Annotated in this window: 18 protein-coding genes; 8 read left to right on the top strand and 10 right to left on the bottom strand. The window is 57.7% G+C overall.

What is annotated here, in order from left to right; translation table 11 throughout:
* Nucleotides 1-698 precede the first annotated feature (698 nt).
* A complete protein-coding gene (locus ACNAZS_RS08945) occupies nucleotides 699-1,667 on the top strand; it encodes a Bug family tripartite tricarboxylate transporter substrate binding protein (protein ID WP_415788340.1) in 969 nt (322 codons plus the stop codon).
* Nucleotides 1,668-1,754: 87 nt separating this feature from the next.
* On the opposite strand, the gene ACNAZS_RS08940 is transcribed toward ACNAZS_RS08945, so the two are convergent.
* Nucleotides 1,755-2,897 (bottom strand): alpha/beta hydrolase, encoded by a 1,143-nt coding sequence (locus ACNAZS_RS08940; protein WP_415788338.1) that lies wholly within the window; start codon nucleotides 2,895-2,897, stop codon nucleotides 1,755-1,757.
* 496 nt (nucleotides 2,898-3,393) lie between these two features.
* Here ACNAZS_RS08940 and ACNAZS_RS08935 point away from each other — a divergent pair, with 496 nt between their 5' ends.
* Genes ACNAZS_RS08935 through ACNAZS_RS08915 form a run of 5 tightly spaced genes read left to right on the top strand, consistent with a single transcriptional unit; the run spans nucleotide 3,394 to nucleotide 12,140 of the window.
* Nucleotides 3,394-4,410, top strand: a complete 1,017-nt coding sequence (locus ACNAZS_RS08935) for a cytochrome-c peroxidase (protein ID WP_415788336.1) — start codon at nucleotides 3,394-3,396, stop codon at nucleotides 4,408-4,410.
* Nucleotides 4,407-6,218, top strand: a complete 1,812-nt coding sequence (locus tag ACNAZS_RS08930; RefSeq protein WP_415788334.1) for a DAHL domain-containing protein — start codon at nucleotides 4,407-4,409, stop codon at nucleotides 6,216-6,218. Before ACNAZS_RS08935 ends, ACNAZS_RS08930 begins: the two co-directional genes overlap by 4 nt.
* Nucleotides 6,215-7,198 (top strand): response regulator, encoded by a 984-nt coding sequence (locus ACNAZS_RS08925; protein WP_415788332.1) that lies wholly within the window; start codon nucleotides 6,215-6,217, stop codon nucleotides 7,196-7,198. Before ACNAZS_RS08930 ends, ACNAZS_RS08925 begins: the two co-directional genes overlap by 4 nt.
* A gap of 36 nt (nucleotides 7,199-7,234) precedes the next feature.
* Entirely contained in the window at nucleotides 7,235-10,438 is a 3,204-nt protein-coding gene (locus tag ACNAZS_RS08920; protein ID WP_415788330.1) for an FHA domain-containing protein, read from the top strand.
* Nucleotides 10,439-10,445: 7 nt separating this feature from the next.
* Nucleotides 10,446-12,140 carry an FAD-binding oxidoreductase gene (locus tag ACNAZS_RS08915; protein ID WP_415788328.1) on the top strand — a complete coding sequence of 565 codons (1,695 nt, stop codon included), beginning with the start codon at nucleotides 10,446-10,448 and terminating at the stop codon, nucleotides 12,138-12,140.
* Between the two features lie 67 nt (nucleotides 12,141-12,207).
* Here the strand turns inward: ACNAZS_RS08915 and ACNAZS_RS08910 are convergent, their stop codons facing one another.
* Entirely contained in the window at nucleotides 12,208-12,888 is a 681-nt protein-coding gene (locus tag ACNAZS_RS08910) for an RraA family protein (protein ID WP_415788326.1), read from the bottom strand.
* Between the two features lie 31 nt (nucleotides 12,889-12,919).
* Nucleotides 12,920-13,879, bottom strand: coding sequence for a Bug family tripartite tricarboxylate transporter substrate binding protein (locus ACNAZS_RS08905; RefSeq protein WP_415788324.1), 960 nt, complete (start codon nucleotides 13,877-13,879; stop codon nucleotides 12,920-12,922).
* An 80-nt stretch (nucleotides 13,880-13,959) separates the two neighbouring features.
* Between ACNAZS_RS08905 and ACNAZS_RS08900 the strand changes: the two genes are divergently transcribed.
* Nucleotides 13,960-14,610, top strand: a complete 651-nt coding sequence (locus ACNAZS_RS08900) for a GntR family transcriptional regulator (protein WP_415788322.1) — start codon at nucleotides 13,960-13,962, stop codon at nucleotides 14,608-14,610.
* Between the two features lie 36 nt (nucleotides 14,611-14,646).
* On the opposite strand, the gene ACNAZS_RS08895 is transcribed toward ACNAZS_RS08900, so the two are convergent.
* A complete protein-coding gene (locus ACNAZS_RS08895) occupies nucleotides 14,647-15,120 on the bottom strand; it encodes a GNAT family N-acetyltransferase (protein ID WP_415788320.1) in 474 nt (157 codons plus the stop codon).
* A 680-nt stretch (nucleotides 15,121-15,800) separates the two neighbouring features.
* Between ACNAZS_RS08895 and ACNAZS_RS08890 the strand changes: the two genes are divergently transcribed.
* On the top strand, nucleotides 15,801-16,793 hold the full coding sequence (locus ACNAZS_RS08890) for a quinone oxidoreductase family protein (RefSeq protein WP_415788318.1): 993 nt from the start codon (nucleotides 15,801-15,803) through the stop codon (nucleotides 16,791-16,793).
* Between the two features lie 270 nt (nucleotides 16,794-17,063).
* Here the strand turns inward: ACNAZS_RS08890 and ACNAZS_RS08885 are convergent, their stop codons facing one another.
* Genes ACNAZS_RS08885 through ACNAZS_RS08860 form a run of 6 tightly spaced genes read right to left on the bottom strand, consistent with a single transcriptional unit; the run spans nucleotide 17,064 to nucleotide 24,562 of the window.
* Nucleotides 17,064-18,455 (bottom strand): amidase, encoded by a 1,392-nt coding sequence (locus tag ACNAZS_RS08885; RefSeq protein ID WP_415788316.1) that lies wholly within the window; start codon nucleotides 18,453-18,455, stop codon nucleotides 17,064-17,066.
* Nucleotides 18,452-18,688 (bottom strand): hypothetical protein, encoded by a 237-nt coding sequence (locus tag ACNAZS_RS08880; RefSeq protein WP_415788314.1) that lies wholly within the window; start codon nucleotides 18,686-18,688, stop codon nucleotides 18,452-18,454. Before ACNAZS_RS08880 ends, ACNAZS_RS08885 begins: the two co-directional genes overlap by 4 nt.
* A 43-nt stretch (nucleotides 18,689-18,731) precedes the next feature.
* Nucleotides 18,732-19,718, bottom strand: coding sequence for a Bug family tripartite tricarboxylate transporter substrate binding protein (locus tag ACNAZS_RS08875; protein ID WP_415788312.1), 987 nt, complete (start codon nucleotides 19,716-19,718; stop codon nucleotides 18,732-18,734).
* 31 nt (nucleotides 19,719-19,749) lie between these two features.
* A complete protein-coding gene (locus ACNAZS_RS08870) occupies nucleotides 19,750-21,021 on the bottom strand; it encodes a hydantoinase/carbamoylase family amidase (RefSeq protein ID WP_415788310.1) in 1,272 nt (423 codons plus the stop codon).
* Nucleotides 21,014-22,345: an aspartate aminotransferase family protein gene (locus ACNAZS_RS08865; RefSeq protein ID WP_415788308.1), complete on the bottom strand. Its 1,332-nt coding sequence runs from the start codon at nucleotides 22,343-22,345 to the stop codon at nucleotides 21,014-21,016. The genes ACNAZS_RS08870 and ACNAZS_RS08865 overlap by 8 nt, the downstream gene beginning before the upstream one ends.
* A 36-nt stretch (nucleotides 22,346-22,381) precedes the next feature.
* Nucleotides 22,382-24,562 (bottom strand): N,N-dimethylformamidase beta subunit family domain-containing protein, encoded by a 2,181-nt coding sequence (locus ACNAZS_RS08860; protein ID WP_415788306.1) that lies wholly within the window; start codon nucleotides 24,560-24,562, stop codon nucleotides 22,382-22,384.
* Nucleotides 24,563-24,590 lie beyond the last annotated feature (28 nt).

The raw sequence follows: 24,590 nt of genomic DNA, 5'->3' as shown, positions 1-24,590 counted from the left end.
CAAGCTCAGTCAGGAAGGGAAAGACGATGGTCCAGTTATTCTGCGCACCGATCGTGGCCAGTGTGCTCAGGTAGAGCAACTTCATCGCCTCCGGTTGCTGGGCCAGGATGAGCGCGGCATCCAGCAGTTTTTGCGCGGCTTGTTCTTCGCCTTCCGCATGAATGATGTTGGCACGTCACCACGTCATTGATCGCCTTGGGCGCGGCGCGCGTGGCTGTCGGCTCGCTCTCCCGATTGTTTCTCATTGGTTTTTTCAGCGGAGTCGGCCGGCTTGGAAAAACCGCCGCCGAGCAATGTCGGCGTAGCGGCCCCCAGATTCGTCGCGGGCGCCATGGTCGGATCGGTACGAAATGAATACCGCTAGCGGCACATCAATTGTGCACCAATTGGTCATAACTGCTGAAATGTCGACTCGGCGACTTTTACCGAAAAATATAGAGATTGCGCGGCCAACTGCACGACCATATACTCGATTGCAATACCAATGTATCAATATTGGTACAAAAATGGTACACAACATCGGCAAGCTCACCGGCGTCGGAATGGAGTTCATCCGCTCCGTTATTTGAAATCCGGTGATCGCGTTCGCATCCAGATCGATGGCATCAGCACACAAGAGAACACCTTTAGATAGGCCGTGCCAACGACCAAGAGAAAAAAGCCGACCATTAGGCTAATCACTCGGTGAAGGAGACACAATGCAAATAACACTATTAAAAATGCTCGCCGCAGGCGCGACGCTGCTGGCCTCGAGCATGGCTTGGGCCCAGTATCCGACGCGCCCTATCACAATGATCGTGCCCTTCCCGCCTGGTGGCGTGACCGATACGGTCGCACGGCCCATCGCTGACGCGCTTGGCAAAGCGCTGGGCCAACAGGTCGTCGTCGAGAACAAGGCGGGCGCCGGTGGCGCCATTGGTACCGGCGAAGCAGCACACGCCAAGCCGGATGGTTACACGATTTTGTTGATGCTGTCGTCTATCTCGATTTTGCCCGAGGCGGACAAGATACTGGGACGCAAAGCCGCATACAACACAACGGATTTCAAACCGATCGCACGTATCACCGCAGATCCCACCGTCCTGGTGGTCTCGGCCAAATCCCAATGGCAAACGGTCGATCAGTTTGTCGAGGCCGCCCGCAAAGCGCCGGGTAAAGTGGACTATGGCAGTTCGGGCATCTATGGCTCTATGCATGTACCGATGGCCATGCTGGAAAAGAATGCGAATATCAAGATGACGCATGTCCCGTACACAGGGGCCGGACCCGCGGTCGCGGCCTTGCTGGGCGGCCAGGTCGATGCGATATCAACGGGCCCGTCCAGTATTTTGCAGCATATCAAGGCGGGCACGGTACGCCCCTTGGCGCATTGGGGCGACAAGCCGCTGAAGGCATTGCCCGATACACCCAGTTTGGCCGACGAAGGCTATGACGTAAAGTTTGTCCAATGGTCAGGCATTTTTGTGCCTAAGGATGTACCTGCCGACGTGATCGAACGTCTGCGCGCCGCGGCCAAGACCGTGGCGAATGATCCAGCCGTGCAGGCAAAAATCCTGGCTGCGGGCAGCCCCATCGACTATCTGGATGCCGAGGAATTCCAAGCGTATTGGGATATCGACGATGCGCTATTAAGAAAAGCGGTGCAGGATATCGGGAAAGTAGAGTAACGCTCAAATCCCGTTTCGCGTCTAATCGCTAAGCGCGGAATTTTTGTCCGATATGCCGTCGCACGACGGCATATTGCGAAAAACGCGCTAATCAAGCGCGGTGTGCACCGATATATGTTGCCGGGGCAACGCTTTGGCGGACGCATTCAGCACCTGAGCCATGATCTCGTTCTGCCAATCGAAATAGGGATTAAAGGTAAGCCGTGCATGGATCTTTCCCGGTTCACGATAGCCCCAGTCCGAGAGCCAAACGGGTGCCCCCTGCTCGCATTCGACTCGCGCCGGTTCTGTCTGCCCATTCCAACAAATACGCAGGCTTGCGTCAGTCCCATACAAATCATTGTCTGGGGAAAACAATACGCCCATATGCGAAAACTGGCTGATCTGCAATTCCGGCAGATAATCTGATCGGACCAAGACACGTTGATCTTGCGTGAATTGATCGTGGTCGTTTCCGTACCAGATCAGTCGGCTCGCCGGATGGGTGAAATGCGTGCTGAATGAGTTCGACAAATAATCGCTATCGAGCACCGAGTCGTTCTCGGCCACGACCATGAGGACTGGTTTGCCATAAGGCGCGCCGCGCAGTGCCTGACGTGCCAGACGGCTGCTGCGGTAGAACTGGGCAAAGCCATTCGTTGGAACGGTCATGTACCGTACGGCATTCTGCATCGGTCGGATGTTGTCCGGTGCCAGCAGCCAGGGGCGGGCCCAACTGACCAGAGGGGCCAACCAGTCAAAGGAACTGCTCGACATAAAGGCGGGCGAAAAAAGAAGCAGCCCATCGACCTCGGGATGAACATAGGCGTAATCGAGGACCAGATTGGCGCCTGTCGAAAATCCCCCTAAATAAATCTGCTCGACCTCGTCGCTTAACGTCAGCGCTTGCTCTTCGAGCACTCGACGCCAATCCTCGAGCGTCACATCCAACATGTCCTGCGGGCGCGTTCCATGACCGGGCAGCAATACCGTACGAACCAGGAACCCCTGATCGGCCAGTTGCTGGCCAATATCGTGAAAGGACCAAGGAGAGTCGCCCAATCCGTGAACCAGCAATACGCCTTTATGGGGTTGGCCGTTGGGCCGCCATTCGTGAGGTGCGTTCCATGCGATTTCGGCAGCTTGGTCGGGCCCTTGAAAGAGGCGCCGCTGTTGCAGGTGTTGGACGGTGTCCTGCCGATAGGTATCGAACGAGATCTGTCGGAGCGGGGTATCTTGAGGAGCGGTCACGGCACACGCCGCCGTGATCAGCGATGCGGCAATACTGAGCGCTCCACGGACTAGCCTATATACCGAACGACTGACTGTTTTCACGATGACATCCCCAACGTTTGATGATCTCCTTGAGCAGGATAAGCACCCGCGAGCTTTAGGTGTGATCGACACGTGATCATGGCACTTGATTCTCAATTAGTAAATAAGTGCAGATTGACCTGTGAATTCAAAAATTATCAACAATGGGCCGTGACGGAATATCGAAGGATCCTCTTGATTGGAAGCTGCATCAAGAGACTGCTTTTTCGTAGCGCACAATAGAAGAAATGTAGAACGATGCAAGCACTGCTATGTACTAGCCAAGCGGCAGCTCACGTCATCAAACTATCACACAATCTTTATAAGCTGCGTACGCGTCAGCCAGACTCACTTGCTCTCCATCTTGCCGCATGTGTCTTGACGCAGTGGCTCCCTCCCCCCCGCTGTGCTCCAAATTTTGAGAAGGATTGGTGTGCGTCTGTTCAGACTTCATGGCAGTGTCAGTTTCTCGTTTGGAAGTGTTCTCTTATTTTGGATAGCCACCGCTTGCGCAGCCCCTCGACTGGCCGAACCCATCAGCCCCATCGTTGCACAACCTGTTGCGCCCGCCGATATACCCATCGTCGACTTGGGCGAAAAACTGTTCCATAGCCGCCTGCTGTCCGGCGATATGAGTCAATCCTGTGCCAGCTGCCACGACCTGAAACATCTGGGCGGCTCGGACGGCCGGCCCAAATCGATCGGCACGCCGGGGCATCCTGGAAAACGCCGTACGCCATCCATCTTCAATGTCTCGAACAACTTTGTTCAACTCTGGGATGGCCGCGCGGCCACATTGGAAGACCAGATTCAACTGGTTATTCACGACAAAAGCGTGATGAATTCGGACTGGAAGACCGTCTTGGCACGCCTGAATACAGATCCCACGCTACGTCCCCTCTTCGAATCGGCCTATGGAACTGAGGCCAATGCGGAAAACGTCAAAGACAGCATCGCTGCCTACGAGCGCACGCTGACTACACCTGACTCGCGTTTCGACCGTTACCTGCAAGGCGACGATACTGCCATCACGCTCGATGAACTGCGCGGCTACACACTTTTCAAGCAGTACGGTTGCGCCTCTTGCCATCAGGGCGTGAATGTCGGCGGCAATATGTTCCAGCCACTGGGCGTCATCGGAGAGCCTGGGGCGTACTTCCGAGAAATCGCCGGTACGTCGGCGCCCGATCAGGGGCGTTTCGCGATCACTGGCGACATTGCCGACAAATTCGTCTTCAGGGTTCCCAGTTTGCGTAACGTTGCATTGCGGCCACCCTACTTCAACGATGGATCAGTTCCCACGCTGGATCTGGCAGTGCAGCTAATGGGGCGTTACCAGTTGGGAAGATCCCTCGACGACAACGACGTAAAGCTCATCGTGAAATTCCTCGGTACCTTGACTGGATCATACCGGGGAGAGCCTCTGGATAAGGGTGGCCGACAACCATGAACACCCGTATAAGCAAAACCCTCGCGATTCCCTTCCGAGCCATCCCAACACTATATGTACAACTAGCGGTGGCAATTTTGATGCTGGTGGCCTGTGGCGTGTGCTACTGGAATGCCGTCTCACAGCAAAAAGATCCGGACGCACCGCTGCAAGCCATCCGTGACGTGCAGCAACTGGAAACCCAATGGAATGCCCAGGTCATGTTGGCGGCTTTTGGCTATAACCGCAATTACGACACAGTGAACGGCGCATACAAAGCATTGTCCCAAGCAGTACAGCATGCCGGTCTGCCGGAATCTGCGACGACGGGCGCTCAGACAAGTGCCGCAGCCGTCTATCTGGCCGACCTGGACGAAAAACGACAGCTCGCCGAGCGAATGAAGTCGGCGCGTGCCGTGCTGCAGAACTCAGCATCCTATCTACCCTGGGCTCGCAAACTACTGGAAGACAGTCTCTGGACGAACGATCCCGCCATGGCAGGCGAGACTGCGAATTTGGTCGCACGTGTCGGTAACGTCACCAGTGGCCTGATTGCCTATCAGGCACAACCGCTATCGAGCGCAGGCCAGGCGTTGCGACAGCAGGTTTCGGCGCTCGCGGCAACGAGTCACGCAGGCAATGCCGCCGAAGATCTGGCGCTTTTCGTTTCGCACGTTGATGTATTGATGCACAGCACGGATGTTCTAAGCGCCTCGGCGCGCTCCTTCAGCGATATTCCCTCTGGACCGGCACTACAACGCGTTCTGCACGAACGCGAGAAGCAACGCCAAGACGAGGCGGACCACCTGCAAGTGCTGCTGCTATGGTCCATCGCCCTTGGAGGACTTGGCCTCGCACTGCTTACCTATGTCATCGTGCAAGGCGTGTGCCGCTATCGTTCGCTCAGTCAGTCCAATGCCGAGCTCATGTTATCTAAGGCTGAAGTCGAAACCCAGCTTATCCAGGCAGCCAAGATGTCGGCGATCGGGCAAATGGTGGCTGGCATCGTGCACGAGATCAACACGCCGCTAGCCTATGTCAAGGCGACCTTCGAATTTCTAAGCGACCAGATCATTGATACTCCTGACATTCTCGGTGCTGCGGCCGACCGGCGTGCCAGCCTCTCCGACGACGACCGGCAAACGGCCCGGCGCGCTTATATCGATGATATCCAGACATTGCTCGCGGACGGTATTCATGGGATCGACCAGATATCCAAGCTGATCCTCTCGCTCAAGAATTTCAGTCGTCTTGATCACGGCAAACTTTCCGAATTTTCGGTGGAAGACGGCCTGACCAGCGCGCTTTACATTGCCCGGTATTCGCTCAAGAACGTGGCCGATGTACATACCGAATTCGGCAACGTACCTCGTATCACAGGCTCGCCTTCGCACATCAATCAGGTTTTCCTGAATATCATCATGAACGCCGGACAAGCCATGCAATCCATGGCCGGACGAGGCCGCCTCGAGATCACGACACGCATGGCAAGCGACGACTTGATAGCAATCGTGATTCGTGACAACGGCCCCGGCATTCCACCCGATGTCCTGCCTCGCATCTTCGACCTTTATTTCACGACCAAGCCCCAAGACGAAGGATCGGGGGTCGGACTGGCCATCTGCTATCGCATCATTAAGAACCACGACGGTCGAATCGAAGTCGCGTCCACTGTCGGTAGCGGTACGACATTCTCTATTTATCTTCCGGTGCGCACCCGCCGAGACGGGAGCACTTTCGATGCGGACACAGCGACATCGTCCTCATCGGACGCCAACGCCGCGAACCCATCCAATCACAATCCTTTCCCAGCCACCAACCCATCATGAACTCAGCCGCCACCGTCCTCTTCGTCGACGACGAGGAACGTATCGTCAAGCTACTCAAGCTTATGTTTCAGGACAAGTATCGTGTCCTGACAGCCACCAGCGGACAGCAGGCGCTGGAGATCATTGCATCGAATGGCCACGTCGTTGACGTGGTTGTCAGCGATCAACGCATGCCCCAGATGACGGGCATTGAACTGCTGGCGGAAGTTCGCAAGGCATCTCCCGACTCCATCCGGGTGCTGCTGACGGGCTACTCCGATCTCGTCTCGATCATCGGCGCGGTCAACGACGGCGAAGTCTATCGCTTTCTGAACAAACCCTGGCGCAAAGAAGACCTCACGAACACGCTGGCCGAGTGCGTGGAGTTGTCCAGGAAACGGCGCAGCCCTCCTCAGACAAGCGACTCCTCAGCGCCATCCCTTGCCCAACCTGAGGCCGTACCCGCCCGCGGCGCGTCGATCAGCGGCGCCGAGCCATTGGCCTCGGCAGCCAAGCTTCTTGCACTCGACAGCATGGCCACCGACCGTCACGACCTGATGGAGATGTTCACCGACGACTATGACGTGCTGGGCGCTTCGTCCATTACCGAAGCCTTGCAAATCGTCGAACATCACAACATCGGAGTCGTGGTCGCCAACACGTTCGTCAACGGCGAGCGCACTGCTGACTTGTTAACGGCCTTAAAGATGCACGCGCCGTCGATCGTCATCGTCGTGCTGACCGACGTGGCGGACTCCGATATGGTCATCAGCATGATCAACCATGCGCAAATCTACCGAATCGCCATCAAGCCTATTCAGCCCAATGTCTTCCGACTCGCGGTTTCCGCCGCCATGCGCGAGCATCATCGGCTGTGTGCCAGGCCGGTGGAGACTGACCAGCAGCCGGGTAGCGACGCCGGCTTGGGCGTGGATATGACTCAGCGCATCATCAAAAGTCTTGAGCGATTCACCGACGTCAGAGACCAGAAGCCGCTGTAAACCGCCGACCAGACCCTGCCTTCCAGGAAATAGAACATGTTTGCAAGAACGCAGGAACGCACCATGCGCATCGTGCGCGTGATTTTGCTATTGGGTTGGCTCGGGCTCGTGCTGTCTTTGTTCTGGGATCCTCTGACTCCGCAGTGGACCGATCCTGCCTCGCAAAGCGTCTTCGCCCCTAAAGGGGCGGGGCCAGACATTCAGGGGCAGGCGTCGATAGATAGCCAGGCCTATGCAATGGGGCCGCGGATCTGGTGGACGATCCTGGTACCGCTGATACCGCTGTTTCTAATGGTGTTCGGCCACGAAGCGTGGCGGCGCATTTGTCCGCTATCGTTGTTATCACAGATCCCGCGCTATCTCGGTCTGGTGCGCAAATCGGCATTCGTGCAACGCGCCTCGGGTCAAGTCGAGACACGGGTGGCGCGCATCAAGCCGGGGAGCTGGCTCGATCGCAACGCCTCGTATGTGCAAATCGGCCTGTTGGGTGCAGGTCTGGCGGCACGGCTGCTCTTTGCCAACGGAGACCGCGCTGGGTTGGCGGTTTTCCTCCTGTCCGTCATGGCAGCCGCGCTACTGGTCGGTACACTGTGGGGCGGCAAGACTTGGTGCAATTATTTTTGTCCGGTCAACGTGGTTCAAAAGATCTACACGGAGCCGCGCGGTCTGCTGGAGAGCACTCCCCATTTGCAGAGCGCGTCGCTGGGCCAGTCCAGCTGCCGCACGCCCGCCAAGGGCGGCGACAAACTAGCGTGCGTAGGGTGCACCACATCGTGCGGCGACATTGATCTGGAAGGCGCTTATTGGGAAACGCTGTTGCGCCCATCAAAGCGCAATGTCTATTACATCTTCTATGGCCTGATCTGGGCTTTCTACACGTACTACTATCTGTATTCGGGCTCTTGGGACTATTACTTTTCCGGCTACTGGACCCGAGAGACGGACCAGAGTTCTCATCTATTGGACCCGGGCTATTACATTGGCGGCTACGCCGTGCCGATACCCAAGCTGGTGGCTGCCCCCCTAACGCTCTTGCTCTTCGGCGCGTTGTCGCTTGGGCTCGGCAAAGCAATGGAGCAACTCTACCGGTGGGTCCGAAATCGAAAGCGCCGCGTCTCCGAGGTTGAAATTATCAACCACTGCCTGAGCTTTACGGCCTTTCTTTCAATCAACACGTTCTACCTGTTCGGCGGGCGTCCCAATCTGCTACTGCTGCCATCGGCTGCATTGCATTTCGTGGATCTGATGATCGTCGCGCTAAGCGCGCTGTGGCTCTTTACAGCCGTACACCGGACACCCTTCAAATACCGACGCGAGGGCCTGGCAGCCACGCTGCTCGGACAGCTCAAGAAGCTGAATGTGGACGTCTCGCGATATATGGAAGGACGCACCATCGACGATCTGCAGCCCGACGAGGTCTATGTTCTGTCCAAGGTTCTGCCAGCCTACACCCGCGAGCAAAAGGTTCAGGTCTACTCCAACATGGTCGACGAGATGATCGCGCAGCGTAAGACCAGATCTGCCGAAGGACTGAGCATACTGAAAGACCTGCGCGCAGAAATGGGCGTCACGAATGACGAGCATCAGCGCCTTGTCGACGCGCTTGGACACGATCACGTGATGGAGCTGGACCCCTCAGTCGTCAGCGCGCGCGAACGAGAGCAAAGCCTGGCCAACTATTCGGAACTGGTCGGGCGAGCATTGGGCAAGCGCCTGGAAGAAGGCAATTTGCTAGCCGCCGTGCTCACCAAGCCGGAAGTAGACTCCCTGGTATCAACACTGCGCGCCAGTTTTCAGATCGACGAGCGCGAGCATGAATCGGTGTTGGCCAGTCTCGCCGCCGCCGATGGCATGTGGGCAATGCGTATCGATGCGGTGCTCGATCAGATGCGTACGCTCACCGCGTTCAAGTTTGCCATGTTGCAGCACGCCGCCGCGGTCCAACCGTTGTCGGGGCCTTTGATGGCCTTGCTGCGCATCGTGATAAACGAGCGCATCCTGTCACTGTGCCGAGCCATGCTGGCCCTACTGAACGCGGTGGGTGCGAACCCGACCTCTTTACGTGCCGCCAGCGAGAGCGCTGGCCTGTGCGCCGATCGCCTCGTTGACGTCATGATGACGCCTGCCGGAACTCAGTCCGAATTGATCTGGAAGAACGTGCTGGATGCGTCTCTGGTCGAGGCCGTCGCTTCTGGCATGAGCCAGCGAATCGACGGGACGATGACCACCGAGACTGCGTGCGATGCCGAGCGCGCGCTAGTCATGCTCGCCTCAGACGGCGGTCCCTTGTCCTTTGCGATCGCCGCATTCGCGTTATCTCGTATAGAACTTCAAAGCGCCCGCGCACTATGCGATGACATTCTGGTCCGTCGCGTTGATCTGGCGCATCACTGGCTGGTCGCCGACGTTGCGAAAGACATCTCGGAAAATGAAATGACCAAGGCGGACCATGCGCCGGCCGTGGCGCACACACCCATCATGGTTACGCTACGCGCGCGCAATAGTGAACCGGACGCATCACGGGATACGTACGTTGAATGGACGCAGACGCGCCACACCTTCCATGAAACACTACTTCGCATCGGCTCGTCGCCGGAGTGCGACCTGCGTTTGGAAGACGACACCATCGAGCCTCTACATTTCCTCATCCGCATGCAAAATCGCCGCGTAGTAGGCGGACCGCTGGGTGTCAGCCGCGCCTGGATCAACGGTAGCGAAATTCAGACCGACACCATCATCCAGTCGGGCGATGTCCTGGTGCTAACAGCCGAATCTCCGGCACGCTACGAACTGGTTCTCACCGTACCAGACACCGACGCACCCTATGCCGAGCTGCCCATGTCGACGGTAGAAAAACTGGCGGCACTTAACGCTTGCCATTTAGCTACCTCAAACGACGCAAATGCTTTAGCCGGCATGTCCGAGCTCGCGCGTCAAGCCATGGTTCGGCGCTATGCGTGCGGTGCAGTTGTCACCAAGCGCAGCCTGCCGACTGGAGATGTCTGTGCGGCGCTCGCTGGAAGCCTGACTCCCTTGCACATGCCCGAGCATGTCGTCCACGACAAAGATTCCACTCCATCCCCCGTCGTGCCCAGCGAGAGCAACGAGGACAGACTAGAAGTCACTTGGCCTACACCGCTGGCCTTGGGAGAAGATCGCGCCTCTAGCGAAGCGATTTACGGATATCGCGTGAACTCGGCACATGTCGACGTGCTGGTATGGCCCAGAACGCTCGATTGAGAGACCTATGACTAGCCCCTCCCTTCCTCCTTTAGCGCGCCTTTTTTTCGCCACGTTCACTTTTCTGACGGATACGCGCAAGAACGTCACTCCCGCCGATATCGAACTGCTGCATGATTTGATGTCGGATACACGCTGGTGCGATAGCCACTACGCGATACAAAGTCTGGGCGCCCTGCGCCATAGCTACTCGACGTTGTGGGCAGAATACAGCAGCGGCAAGCTACAGATTGACGTCCAAGCCCTTGCCCGCCTGCTTGACGACGTACTGCGACACGTCGGACCGGAACGCGCGGCTGAAATCAAACAAGTCCTGTCGACCTTTGTCGATAAATTCGAGAACGTCAACACGCTGGCGCTGGGAAGGCTAGGATGGAACGGCTCGGACGCGGTCCGTGACCAAAATCGGCGTCAAATCGACGACTTGCTCCGGCATGGCAAGAGCACGTCCGCCAACGGCGACACGCCGGCCAACAGCGCGCCGGCTGCCGCATTACTTCCGACTCTTCTCCAGGCTACGCCTGCCCAGGACAACCTATCGCAGGTCGTTCAGGCACAACGGCCTAAGATAAGCAGCGTTGCGTCAGGAGCCCTTCTACCGTGGGACCAGCGCTCAGTGACCGCATACTGCCTCGCAGTGCACCAAGAGACGGCCGATACCAAGACCTACGTCTACGTCAGCGAAGACGTAGGGCTCTACAACTACCTTCCTGGGCAATTTGTGTCGATCGAGGTCGACGTGGGTGAACGCATATTACGACGCAGCTACACCATCTCTTCCTCTCCATCGCGCCCCAGAACACTAGCGATCACCGTCAAACGTGTGCCCAAGGGGTGGATGTCCAACTGGCTGTTCGATAACATGGTCCCAGGCACGGAAGTCAGGCTCAGCGGACCGCATGGCGAGTTCCACCTGGAACGCTCCGACAATTCCCATCTACTCCTGTTGGCAGCGGGCAGCGGCATCACCCCCATCATGTCCATGATGCGCTGGATGGCCGATACCGGAGACACACGCGACATCATCCTGATCAACCACGTACGCACCCCAGCCGATATCATCTTCGGTGCCGAGCTACGCTTACTGGCCACGCGACTTCCAAACTTGCGCATCACCATCGTGCCTGCCGCGGCGCAAGGTACAGACTGGATGGGACCCACAGGCAGACTGGGAGAAACGGCGTTACAAACGCTGGCTCCCGACCTGCTCGAACGGGACGTGTTCGTGTGCGGCCCCGACGGCTACATGAAAGAAGCCCAGCGAATCACCACCGACCTGGGCATGCCGGCTTCGCAATTTTTCCAGGAGAGCTTCGGCGGTGCACCGGTCAAACCCACCACGAAAAAAGCGCCCGCCATCGCTGCGCCACCCCAACGTCAACGCGAAGAGTCTCCTCGTACGCCAACCCCGCTGACGATGGCACAAACCATCACAGAGGGAGCATGCCGCTTGGTCTTCGAGCAAAGCGGCACGGAAGTGCTCTGCGACGATGGGGTCGTCGTGCTGGAAGCCGCGGAGCAAAACGGTATTTCCCTGACTAGCGGATGCCGCGCGGGTATTTGTGGCGCCTGCCGGATACGCAAGCTCGACGGCGACATCCGCATGCCCGAGGGCACCATGCTGACCAGCAGCCACGTTCAGGAAGGCTATATCCTGGCTTGCATGGGGCGCGCCTATGGTCGAGTCGTGCTGGACTGCTGAGCGAGCATCACTCCTCCTGTTTCGTAGAAATCATTCTCCCCGCCGCGGTGCGTGGCGCCGTGATGGCTTAAGTCCGATCTGCCTTGTAATCCGGGCTTTGCAGCTCGTGATAATGAAAAGCCACCCTGGCCTGGTCCATGCGCATGCCTTGTCGGATGGCTTCACGCAGTTGTTCTTCGTTGGTGGTGATTTCCTCAGCGGCGGCCAGAATGGCGTCTTCCTGTGCACGCGGCAGGACGACGACACCATCGGGATCGCCAACCACGATATCACCCGGATGAACGGTGACGTCGCCAATCACGACCGGCACTTGCAGCGCCTTGAGTTGAATGCGACCCTTGCCGGTGCGCATCCATGTATTGCGGCTGTAGATGGGATAACCCAACGAGCGGCAGAGCGCCACGTCGCGGTTGTTGCCGTCGATGACAGTGCCTGCCATGCCACGTCGGTGAGCGGCTTCAGTGAGAATGTTGCCCCACGTACCCACGTCGTCCTTGCCTTGATTGTCGATGACGATGACGCTACCCGCAGGAACGTCATCGATAAATTCGCCCACCGTGCCCGGCGTGCGTTGGATCGCCTCATACAACACGGTGAATGCGCGGCCCGCCATGCGAAAGCCAGGATCGCAGGGACGAATCTTGTAGCACTGTCCGGCAATCGACAGGCGGTCCAGCGCGTCGCTCAACGCCGCGCAGTCCAGTTTGGATGCACGCACAACATTTGCATCGGTAGAATCCAGAGTCATAGGTCGCTCGAGTAAAAGTAGAAGAAAGGCGTCAGTCGATGGAGATGCCGGCCTTGCGAATGACCGGCTGCCAGTAATCAATGTCCTTGCGCACTTGCTGATCCAGCTGTTCCGGCGTCATATAACGGACCTGAACACCGACTGTCAGTAGCGACTGCTGGACGCGCTCAGTGGCCAACGTCTTTTTAACGGCTTCGGTCAAGGTCGCGATCGCGCTGTCTGGCGTGTTCGCCGGCGCAAAGAGTGCGACCCAGGCGTCCAGTTCAAAGTCAGGAAAACCTGCCTCCGCCGTCGTTGGCACATCAGGCAACAGGGGGATGCGTGTTTTGCTTGCCACCGCCAGTGCACGCAGTTGACCCGTGGCAATGAATCCCCCCACCGAGGGCGGTGTCGCCACCGTCATCTGTACATTACCGGCAAGTACATCCTGAACCGCCGGGCCCGCGCCCTTATAGGGCACGTGAACCAGCTCGATTCCCGTGCGTTGTTTGAACAGCTCGACACCAATGTGCGGGACCGAGCCATTGCCCGAGGTCGCGTAATTCAGGACGTTCGGATTCTTCTTGGCAAAATCCACCAATTCCTGCAGGGACTTAAAGGGCTGCTTCGAATTGACGGCGATGATGTGGGGCGAGACGACGAGCATCGCGACCGGCTTGAAATCCTTGAGTGGGTCCCAATCGAGCTTGCGATACATCACCGGGTTGCCAACGTGAAACATCGAATAGCCGGCCAACAGGGTATAGCCGTCCGGTTTCGCTCGTGCCACGTAGGTCGCCGCGATGTTGCCACTGGCCCCAGGGCGATTTTCGACGATGACCGTCTGTCCCAGGTTGGTGCTCAATGTAGGCGCAATGATGCGCGATACCTGGTCCAGGATGCCGGCCGGCGGCACTGGGACGGTGATGGTGACCGCCCGATCAGGAAAATCAGCCGCAGAGGCAGTCGATATGGCGCACGCCAACAGGAGGCCAGTCAGGGGATATTTCATGTCTTCTCCGTTTTTATAGATGATCTTGTAATATCCTAGGCGGCTGCTGTAATTACACAAGCCTTTCAGATAATATTTATATGCCATCTGCCACCAGTACCCCCGAACGCATTCGCCTGGCTTTGCAAGCGGACATCGAACATGGTGCGCTTCGCGCTGGAGAATTGATCGACGAAAAAGGCTTGGCCGCCAAGTACGGCGTATCGCGCACGCCCATACGCGAAGCGCTACTGATGCTCACCGCGCAGAAACTGGTTGTCGCGATGCCGCGCGCGGGAAGCATGGTTCACAAGCCATCTGCCACCGAGCTCATCGCGTTATTGGAGTTTCTGGGAGAGCTGGAGGGAATTGCCGCACGATTGGCTGCACTGCGTATGACTGCGGAGCAGCGCAGCACATTGATCCAGATTCATGAGTCCTCCGAAACATTGGCGACCCTGGGCGAGCGCCATCGCTATGAAGCGGCAAACCGAGCGCTGCATGAGCACATCTACCACGGCTGCGGCAATAGTGTGATCAATGAAGAGATCACCGCCGCCCAGCGGCGCCTGTCGAACTTCCGTCGGCATGTATTCAATCAGCCCGGCAGATTGATGGCATCGTTCAATGAACACGTGCCACTGGTGCAAGCGATCGTCGCGGGCGACAGCGATCTGGCCGCCACCGCCATGCGCGATCACATTATCGGCAAAGGCAAAGCGTTCGCCGATCTGGTGTTGGTCAACGCGTGAGTGCGATTTTGGTCAAGACGGCTGGTCGGCAGCCAATCATGACCCGCGATGTAAATCTTTCCGCATTAATGCGTTTTGCAGTGTCACGCCCCGGCGGATAGGAAATCGTCGTTCCATCACTTGAAAACCATGGCGTAAAAAGAATGGCTCAGCGGTCTTGCTCACATCCGCCGTGAGTTCGCTGATCCCTAGTAGCTTGGCCTCATCATGGATGCGATCCATCAGCAGGGTACCGATGCCATGTCGTGGATAGGCCCCCGATACAAAGAAATGGTCAATGTATCCACTGGGCTGAATATCAGCGTATCCAGCAATTTCACCTTCGATTGCAACGATAAATGGTCGTAGTGCCCTCATGCGACTGGCCCATAATTCTGGGGCAGTATCTATCGGAGCCCAAGCCTCTATTTGTACAGCGGTGTAGTCACGTGACGCGATCTCGCGTACAGATGATAGAAAGACCTGAAATAAGGCGCCCTCATCTCCAATTTCGAACCGTCGAATTTCCATCGATCCCTCGTAAGGCAACCATTTCAAGTTGTAGTTTTAACATTTGAAGTGATTAAGAAATGTCTCCTTCTAGCCCGACACCGTCCTTCGATTTTTCAAAAAACGGACGCCGAAAGTGTCATTGCCGCAACCGTTTGACATCTCGTTGTCGCCAGCGTCGTACGCAACAGACGGCAGTCGCGATTCCTATCCCCCAGGTTGCACTTGTCAAGACAGCGGGAAGAGTGAACCCGCCGAGGCCGTCATAAGTCAAACTGCGTCCCGGCGTAGTTAGTATGTTTGCAAGTGGCATCGCCCAATTTGCAATGGCCGAGTCGAGCCATGTCCACGTAGACCGGTCCTTGAATCCAAGCCCCAGTGCGGCGTACATAACTGGCCCTATCCAGAAAAGGGCCGTAAATACGGCATGCGCCAGTGCCCCCATGAGCGCAATACTCCAAAATGAAGTTTGTTTCCGTGTCGTCATAGCAATGTAGGTCTTTGGTCGAGGCTATGTGAAAACGCGATGCGTCTGTGATTTACCTACGTCTCAAACCGATCGCGAGCAGACCGTCACGTCTACGCATGGCACAAAACACGCTCCTTTGACGCCCTGATCCCGCCAGCAACAATCCCTCGCCCTCCGCTGTAATTATGAATTATGCTAGCCAGTCCAACCGATTCTCACGACAGAGAAGTATATGCCCACAGCCGCACTCACTCGCCGCGTAATCCAACTGAACGCCTTCGGGGACACTGACGTTCTTCAACTCCAAGAAGAGCAAATCGCTCCACCCGCTCATGGAGAAGTGCAGCTGCGCCAAATCGCCATGGGTTTCAACTACATCGATATTTATCAACGTTCTGGCAAATATCCCCTTCCCTTGCCGACAGGCCTGGGGCACGAGGCAGCGGGCGTTGTGGAAAGCATTGGTCCCGGTGTTACGGACTTTAATGTGGGCGACCGTGTCATCTACATGAATGCCGGAATCGGCGCTTACACTGATCGTCGCAATGTTGACGCAACAAGGCTGGCACGCATTCCTGACGGGCTGGACGAACTAGCCGCGGTGGCTGTTTTCTTCAAAGCCATGACGGCCGAATACTTGCTGCGTAAGACATATCAGGTCAAGGCCGGCAATATCGTACTGGTCCACGCCGCAGCAGGCGGCGTCGGGCAAGTACTCAGCCGTTGGGCGAAAGCTCTGGGTGCTCACGTCATCGGCACGGCAGGCTCGGATGAAAAATGCAGGATTGCACGCGAAGCGGGCTGCGACCATGCCATTAACTACAGTCAAGAAGGCTGGGTAGAGCGCGTGATCGCGGCTAGCGGCGGCCGCAAAGCGCATGTTGTCTATGACTCAGTTGGGCGCCACACCTTCCTAGGGTCGTTGGATTGTGCGGCAAAATTCGCCACCGTCGTGGTGTTTGGCGCGGCGTCAGGCCCATCACCCGCCATCGACCCCGAATTGCTCAACAAAAAAGGATGCTTGTACCTCACACGCCCGTCCGTGTTCCCACACAATGCTGACGCGGTCACGTTTCGAGCAAATGCCGATGCCGTCTTTGAAGCACTGAGCAAGGGTTGGATCAAGCCCTCGGTATCAGCCCGCTTCACACTCGACACCGTCGCGGATGCGCACGCTATGGCGGAGAAGCGGGAGAACGCGGGGGCTATCGTCATCCTGCCGTAACGCGAGCGTTGCGCATAGTAATAATGAGCTGTCTTCTCCCGTGTCAGGCGACGCCTCTATATCACCAACCGGCGCGAGGAGGCCTGCGTTGGCACAGCGCGAAGACTGCATCGAGGCTACAGCATGATCGGCTGCAGCCGACACAATGGCGAAGTGATGAAGATTATCCGGCAATGCGTCAAGACCCCGGTCTCTACCGTTCTAGAACACCCTTATGATAAGTAATGGTGGAAGCGTCGCCGCTCATGAGAAGTTACTTACCCGATATCTTCACGGACACTTCTCATGCCAAGGATTCATCCGCTCATAGAAACTTGCGGCACGATAAATCGTGGCTTCATCGAAGTGATGGCCAACGATCTGCGCAGACAGAGGCATGCCGGTTTTCTTTGAGAACCCCGTGGGCAGGACCAACGCAGGATGCCCGGTCATGTTGAAGGGCATTCGGACCTGACGCTCGTAGGTCTTCAAAAACGATTCCACGTCATCCACTCTGGGGGTGGCGTCGTAGCCCGATGCCGTAATCAATAGGTCCACACCCGACAACAGTGCCGAAATCTCCGCGGCATAGTGTCTGCGCAGTGCTTGAGCGCGGGCGTGATCGGCGGCGGTCAGGAATGCGCCCTGCAGCAGGCGTTCGCGGCATCGCGTGCCGTAGTGCTCCGGATTCGACCGTAGCCAGGGTTCATGGATGGCATAGGCCTCTATGCTGAGCAAGAGGCGGGAAAGAAAGTTGTATTTTCTGAGTGCGGGGATGCGCACTTCCTGCACAGTGGCGCCCCCGTCTGCCAATACCCGTACCAGTTCTTCGATGCCTTCTACCTGCTCGGCATCTGCTGCCGGGTCTTCCATATAGACATTGCGTGCGACCGCGACGCGCAAGCCTTGCGGGCCAGACGCATAACGGGTGACGTCAACATCGGGACCGCGTGTGGTGATGGGGTCCGCAGGGTCGGTTCCCATGATGGCCTGCAAGGCCAATGCATTGTCGTCGACGGTTCGTGTCATTGGGCCGACATGGTCCATCGTCGGCGCCAATGGGATCACGCCGCTGCGGCTAACGCGTCCATAGGTGGGCTTGATGCCCACGATGCCGCATCGGGCGGCCGGATTGCGTATGGATCCATTGGTGTCGGTGCCCAGCGCCAAGGGAACCATGCGCGCGGCGACCGCGACTGCACTGCCGCTGGAAGACCCCGCCGTGATGTAGTCGGGATTCCATGGGTTTCGGGGCGCGGGCCAGGGGCAATCGATGGAGTGTCCGCCACAGGCGAACTCGTCGGTACCCAGCTTACCCAGGAGTACGGCCCCTTGATCCTTGAGTTTCTTGACGACGCCCGCATCGTGCTTGGCGATGTTGTGCGCCAATAAGCGGGATTGCGCCGTCGTCGGCACCCCTGCGTAATCGATGATGTCTTTCAACGCATACGGCATGCCATGCAGCGGTCCGCGCCACTTGCCTGCCTTGATCTCGTCTTCGGCAACCTGGGCCTCGCTCAATGCGATATCCGCGGTAACGCTGATGAAAGCGTGCAATTGCCCATCTTCCTGAGCAATCCGGTTCAGGAGCGTCTCGGTATATCGAACGGGCGAGAGGTCCAGGCTGCGAATGTATGCCGATACCTGGGACAGGCTGAGCAGGCAAAGATCGGCATCATTCACTTCGTGAGCTCCCAGGTGGGCCGGGAAAGCATCACGACGCCGGACATATCATCCTGCACGGCCATCAGGGTATTGCGGGCTGTGGCGGCGGCACGCACGACCTGTTCGGGATGCTGCTGCACGGCCTTGTCCAGCCCTGCGCAACGAGCCGCGAGCATCGCCCAGACGGGCAGATCCTCATCGGACAACGCTGATATCGGCCCAAGTGGCGTCGCCGGCACAATATTCGACATGAAAACTCCCGTGAGGATGATTGTATCTGTATCGATAGGAAAATCAGTTTGCGCTGGCGCCGGAAGCCTTGACCACCTTGCCCCACATATCCACTTCGGACTTGATGTAATCGCCAAACTGCTCAGGCGTGGTTGGCGCTGCGACGGCTCCCATGGTGTCAAAGCGCTCGCGCACGGCGGGCATGGCCAACACTTGGTTCACAGCGGTATTCAGCGTTGCGATGACATCGCTGGGGGTGCCCGCCGGCGCCACTAGGCCGAACCATGCGGAAACATCGAATTCTGGGAAACCCGATTCGGCCATGGTGGGCACGTTGGGCGCGCTACCCGACCGTTCTTTGGTCGTGACCGCAAGCGCACGCAGTTTACCGGACTGCACATGCTGCCAGGCGGATGGCATATTGTCGAAACTCAACTGGACTTGGCCGCCGATCAGATCGGCCATGGCAGGCGCGCTACCCCGGTAAGGGACATGCAGCATGTCGATGCCGGCCTGCAGTTTGAACAACTCGCCGGCCATGTGGGTCGAGCCCCCAGTTCCCGCGGACGCAAAGGCGAGCTTGCCGGGATTTTTCTTGGCGTAGTCCACCAGTTCCTGGACATTGTTGACGGGAAGAGACGGGTTGACCACCAGGAGATTGGGCGATTTGATGAGAAGCCCTACCGGCGCGAAGTCTTTGACAATATCGAAATTCAGGTTTTTGTACAGCGTCTGATTGATGGTCGACGTGACGGCAACCACGAACAGCGTGTAGCCGTCAGGTGTGGCTCGGGCAACCTGGTCGGCGGCCAGGTTGCTGCCGGCGCCGGGCTTGTTTTCCACGACGAACGGCTGCTTCAGGATATTGCTGAGTTCGGCTGCGACCACCCGCGCGGCGATATCAGTGGCCCCGCCCGGTGAAAATCCCACCACCAAGCGTACCGGCTTTTCCGGATACGCAGCCTGGGCCGGACCTACACATGCCCACGCCAGCATCCCCGCCAGCAAAGACTTCCAGAAAGGTGAAACGAGCCTTGAAATAATAGTCATGATGAATTTCCCCTGGTCTTGATAAGTACGTTTATTGCAGCGCGCAATGCGCGAGAACTTTTGTGGCGTCGATAAAGTCTTCGATACGCATGGCTTCATCGACGTTGTGACTGCCATGCTGGTTTCGCACCAGAACCATTCCGGTTGAAATGCCGAGCTGCGCAAACATGGCCGCGTCATGGCCAACGGTGGGCATGCGAAGCGATTTCATTCCCAAGCCGCTAGCCGCGGCCTCTGCGGTGGCGATGAGGCCAGCATCGAGATGAATCGCATCAGTGCCTACTGTGGCGCCAAAATCGAACCGCACCCGGAACTCGTCTTGTATGCGATCCGCCTCGGCGCGGATCTGACGGTATAGCTCGCGTGCGACCTCATTGTTGGTGCCGGCGATATTGAAGCTGAAGTCGACCTCGCCAGGCACCTTTGTCATGGCGTGGTGCGCTGGGTTCGTAGAGAAAATTCCGAAGTTGATGATGAGGTCGTCATTACCCCCCTCATCGAGGCATTTCTTCCACAGCCGATCAGCCGCACAGACAAGTTGCGATGTGGCGATTACCGCATCGTTGCGCAGGTGTCGGGGGCTGGTGGACGAATGGCCATAGACGCCGGTGCATCGAGAGAATGGATGGCGGATATTGCCCCGTATCGCGGTAGCGAGGCCAATCGGGATACCCAGGTCTTCAAGCACCGGCCCCTGTTCGATGTGCAGTTCCAAGTACGAATGAATGTCTTCATGGCGCAGCCGTTTTTCCCGGATGACGGCTTCGTCGGCCTGGACGCCTAGTGTTTTCAGATGGCTGGCAAGTGATTGCTTCGTGCGGATATGCGTCAGCTCGTCGAGCTCTTGTTGGGTGAGCTTGCCCAAGGCCAATTTGCTGCCCAGGTAGGCAGTTCCGAACCAGGGGCTTTCTTCACCGCGAAACCCGAGCGTTCTGAGGCGACGCGGGGGTACGATACCGGCGCGCCGGCAGGCCGCTTGCACCAGAGTGCCCGCCATCACACCCGCCAAGCCGTCGTAATTGCCACCCATGGGGACGGAGTCCAGATGGGATGCCATGACGGTCATGGACTGCATGTCTTTCCCGTCCAGGTCATATTGAAAATTGCCGCCGCCATCCACGCCGCATTGCAAGCCTTCGGATTCGGCAAATTTCCTGATCAGTTCACCGGCTTGCGTTTCTTCTTTGCAGAAGGCAGGGCGGCTGATGCCGGCGCCCTCGCGGGAAATCTCGGCAATCGCTTCGAACAAAGCATGCGCTGTCGCGGACAGTCCGTCTATTTCTTTAGTCAGGCGGTCATGCATGCGAGAGCTCCTGATTCTTGACGACCTGGATCGCGACGTCGATGGTGCCGTTGATCTGATGAATATCTTCCATCGTCATCGGTGTTGAGAGCGCCATCAATCCATAGCCCGAGGGCAGGATCCCATTGTTTATCAGCGTTTTATTGAACAGCCGCAGCTTCGAGGCCTCGATGGGATTGGGATAGACGGCGCGGTAATCTGTGGGTGTGCGGTCGGTGAAATGAATCTTGAGCAGCGAACCCATTCCCACCACGATTCCCGGTACACCATGGCGCGTCAACGACTCGTTGGCGGCCTTTCTGACTTGATCCCCAATCTGTCCGAGATGCGCAAAGGCTTTTTCGTCCAGGAGTTCAAGGGCGGCAAGCCCCGCCCGCATCGTGATGGGATTGGCAGAAAAAGTGCCGCCATGAGGCAAGGCGGGTTTGCCCGACGACGGGTCGAACACCGCCATGACATCGCGTCTGCCGCCCACCGCACCCACCGGAAAACCGCCACCGATGACTTTCCCAAGTGTGGTCAGATCGGGAGAAATGGAGAACAATGCCTGCGCGCCGCCGTGGCTAAGTCGAAAGGAAATCACTTCGTCGAATATGACGAGCGCGCCCACCGCGTCCGCGGCGGCGCGTATGGCTTGAAGAAAAGCCTGCGAGGCGGGAATCAGCCCTGCCCGATTCGGCAAGGGGTCGATCAAGATCGCGGCAAGGTCTTTGCCATGCTGCGTAATGATCGTTTTGGCTTTCTCGGGGTCATTGAACGGCAGCACGATGACGTCACCGACGACGCTTGCCGGCGTTCCTTTCGCATAGGGGACCGAGTTGGGGGTGTTTTCCCCCCACTGTTGCGGGCCGGGATCCAAGCTGATTTCCGCAGGATCGTAGCTGCCGTGATAGGCCCCTTCCACTTTTGCGATCTTGGGACGCCCTGTGTAGGCGCGGGCCGCCTTGATGGCCATCATCACCGCTTCGGTGCCCGAATTCGTAAAGCGCACGGTCTCTACCGAATCCACCCGCCGCACCAACTCTTTGGCCAGCAGGATTTCGGACTCGGTTGGCATGCCAAAGCAGGTGCCGCTTTCCATCTGGCGCAGCACCGCCTGGTGAATGCCGGGATGCGCGTGCCCGTGGATCATGGATGTGTAGTTATTGATGCAATCGATGCGCCTATTGCCGTCTACATCCCAGACATAGCATCCCTTGCCGTGTGAGGCGTACAAGGGAAAAGGCTTCTCGAATACCGTGGTGCGCGTATTGCCGCCGGGAAGATACTGTTTCGCGTCGGCGTATAACGCCTGCGATGCCGGATATTTTTTTGCGTCGTACATTTTCTACTCTATTGCGGATCAAGGATCTGGCCGATGTCAGCGCGACAAAAAGTGGCCGACCACATTGCCCAGCAGGGTTGAAATGGAGTTGTCGAAGTTGTTCCACGGCAAGCTGCCGCAGAACGTAATAGAGCCCACGGAGAACACCGCACCACCCTGGTCGTTCTCGAAATAGACGATTTCCGCGCGTACCAGCGATGCCGCCTTGTCGCCTTCTTTGTAGGCAGGCGGTGCGATCAATTCTTCCAGCGTGGCGCCAAAAGTGGATGAGTGCCCTTCAGAGCGGCAAAGAACCGTTGCCTGTGGCGGTGTGCCCAATAAAGGATCGGCACGGTCCAGCTCAAAGCCGGCCGCCCCGCCCCCTGAATAGCCAAAGTCACCCAGGGTCGCGTCGGGAATACCTTGGAACATCCAGGCAAACTGTGGCTCATAAGAGACGTCCAGTCGTTTGTAGTAGGAGCCCTCGAACTTGCCTTGAGCGCTGAAACCGATACCAACTAGTTGCTGTGGCGCCCGCCCGTTGTTGCGCCACAAACCGCCATAGCTGCCGTCGAATGCGTGGTAGTACTCGCCGGGCTGCGCGATCCACGAACGAACGCCGGTCTCCGCACGGCGCACCTCGAGCGTATCGGGCACGGTGTCGCTCACCGCCACGCGCCAATAGAATCCATTGCCGCCCAGATACGCCAAGCGGCCGCCGCCATTGATATAGTCGCGAAAGGCATCCAATGTGGCTTTGGATTGGTATTCGGGATGCGTGCCGGTCAACACCGCCTGGTACGGCTGCAGGGCACCCACACCTTCTTTCTCGAGTTCATGGTCCGTCAGGATGTCGAACTCAATTCCTTTCGCCTCCAGCCAGGCGACGATGTGCATATCGGCCGCAAAATGGCGCAGCCCCGACCCGCGCAGATCGGTATAGGCGATATAGGCCGGTCGCATGGTCAGGATCGGACGTCTTGCTGTAGAAAAGGTGACTCCACTGCCGTCGGCATGCAGGTTGTAGCAAGACAGGCCGAACTGTTTATTCTCCGCCGGATGATGCGGATAGGTTCCCCACTGCGCGATGCGGGCTTTTAGCGAGTCGTCGTGGTTCTTCCTGTCGTAGTTGGCGTAGATTTGGTAGGTGTACGTAGACATCACCAACGCCACCTTGGCACGGGGGCTCGCCGCCCCGGGAGAGATAAACACTGGAATGATGTCTTCTTCGCCAGAAGAATCGTTCAAGCGCTCTCTCAGGCGTATCCCGTATACGCCGCTACGAAGATCGTGAGGCACCGCGAACGCAAAATCCGTGGCCCAATCGCAATCATATAAATCATCTTCATGGAAATGGACCGCAGCGTATTCCCCCGGCGACTGCTTCCAGCTCATGCTTTGGCCGGTCCAGAACGGCCCTCGCACGGCTCGGGTGGGAAGATTGACCATCTTGCCATGGAACTTGAACGGCCCCTGATCGGATATGCGCAGTGACTCGATGTCCTGGCTAAAGTCCCACCACGCCAGCAGGGTGGGATACAAATAGGTATGCGGCATCAATGGCGCAGGCGAATCGTGCGCGCCCTCAAGCCAGAACGGATGCTCGACGCGGCCGTTGAAATGCTGATGAAACGCGCCTTCCTGGTTGCGCGGTGCAGCGGCGAATACCACCTGGGTGGCCGCCCCCAGCGGGCTCTGCAATTCGAGCGATGCGGTGCTGGACGGTTGGCCCAGCCCGGCGGCAGACAATGGTGTCTGCATCAGTTGGATGCGCCCCTGGTCGCCGATCAGGCGCAGCTCGTACCACTGCCTTTCATGCAAGGGCGCCGAAACCTCGCAACGCGCCTGGCCAATCTGTAGGCGCCCGCCCTCGCGGCGTATCACGACGGACAGCAACTCGCCTGCCTGGATGCTGAGTACCGTCTGGTCCCGGTCATTCAACAACCACGGCTGCACCCTGAGACAGACTGTCCATTGGCCATCCATATGCAGGCCTGTTGTTGCGACAACGCCATACGAGCCCGCATGGATCGGCTTCTTGACGGAGGCGTAGGTACCTGCAAATGCAGCGGGTACTGCTTCCACAATGACGCCCGGGCCATCGGGATTCGGATCGGCGCTTCGTATACGCACGAGGTCAGCGTGGTACGGCGACTGCAGGTCGCTCGATACCTTGACGCTGATCGTTTCTCCGGGACGCGCCGAGAATTTATCTGTGTATCCAACAAGTGAAATCATGCGGCTGCTTCCTCGCCTCTCGTTCGTC

This window comes from Bordetella tumulicola (assembly GCF_965138755.1).
Classification (GTDB): domain Bacteria; phylum Pseudomonadota; class Gammaproteobacteria; order Burkholderiales; family Burkholderiaceae_B; genus Bordetella_A; species Bordetella_A tumulicola.
This window is presented reverse-complemented; position numbering and strand designations above follow the sequence as displayed.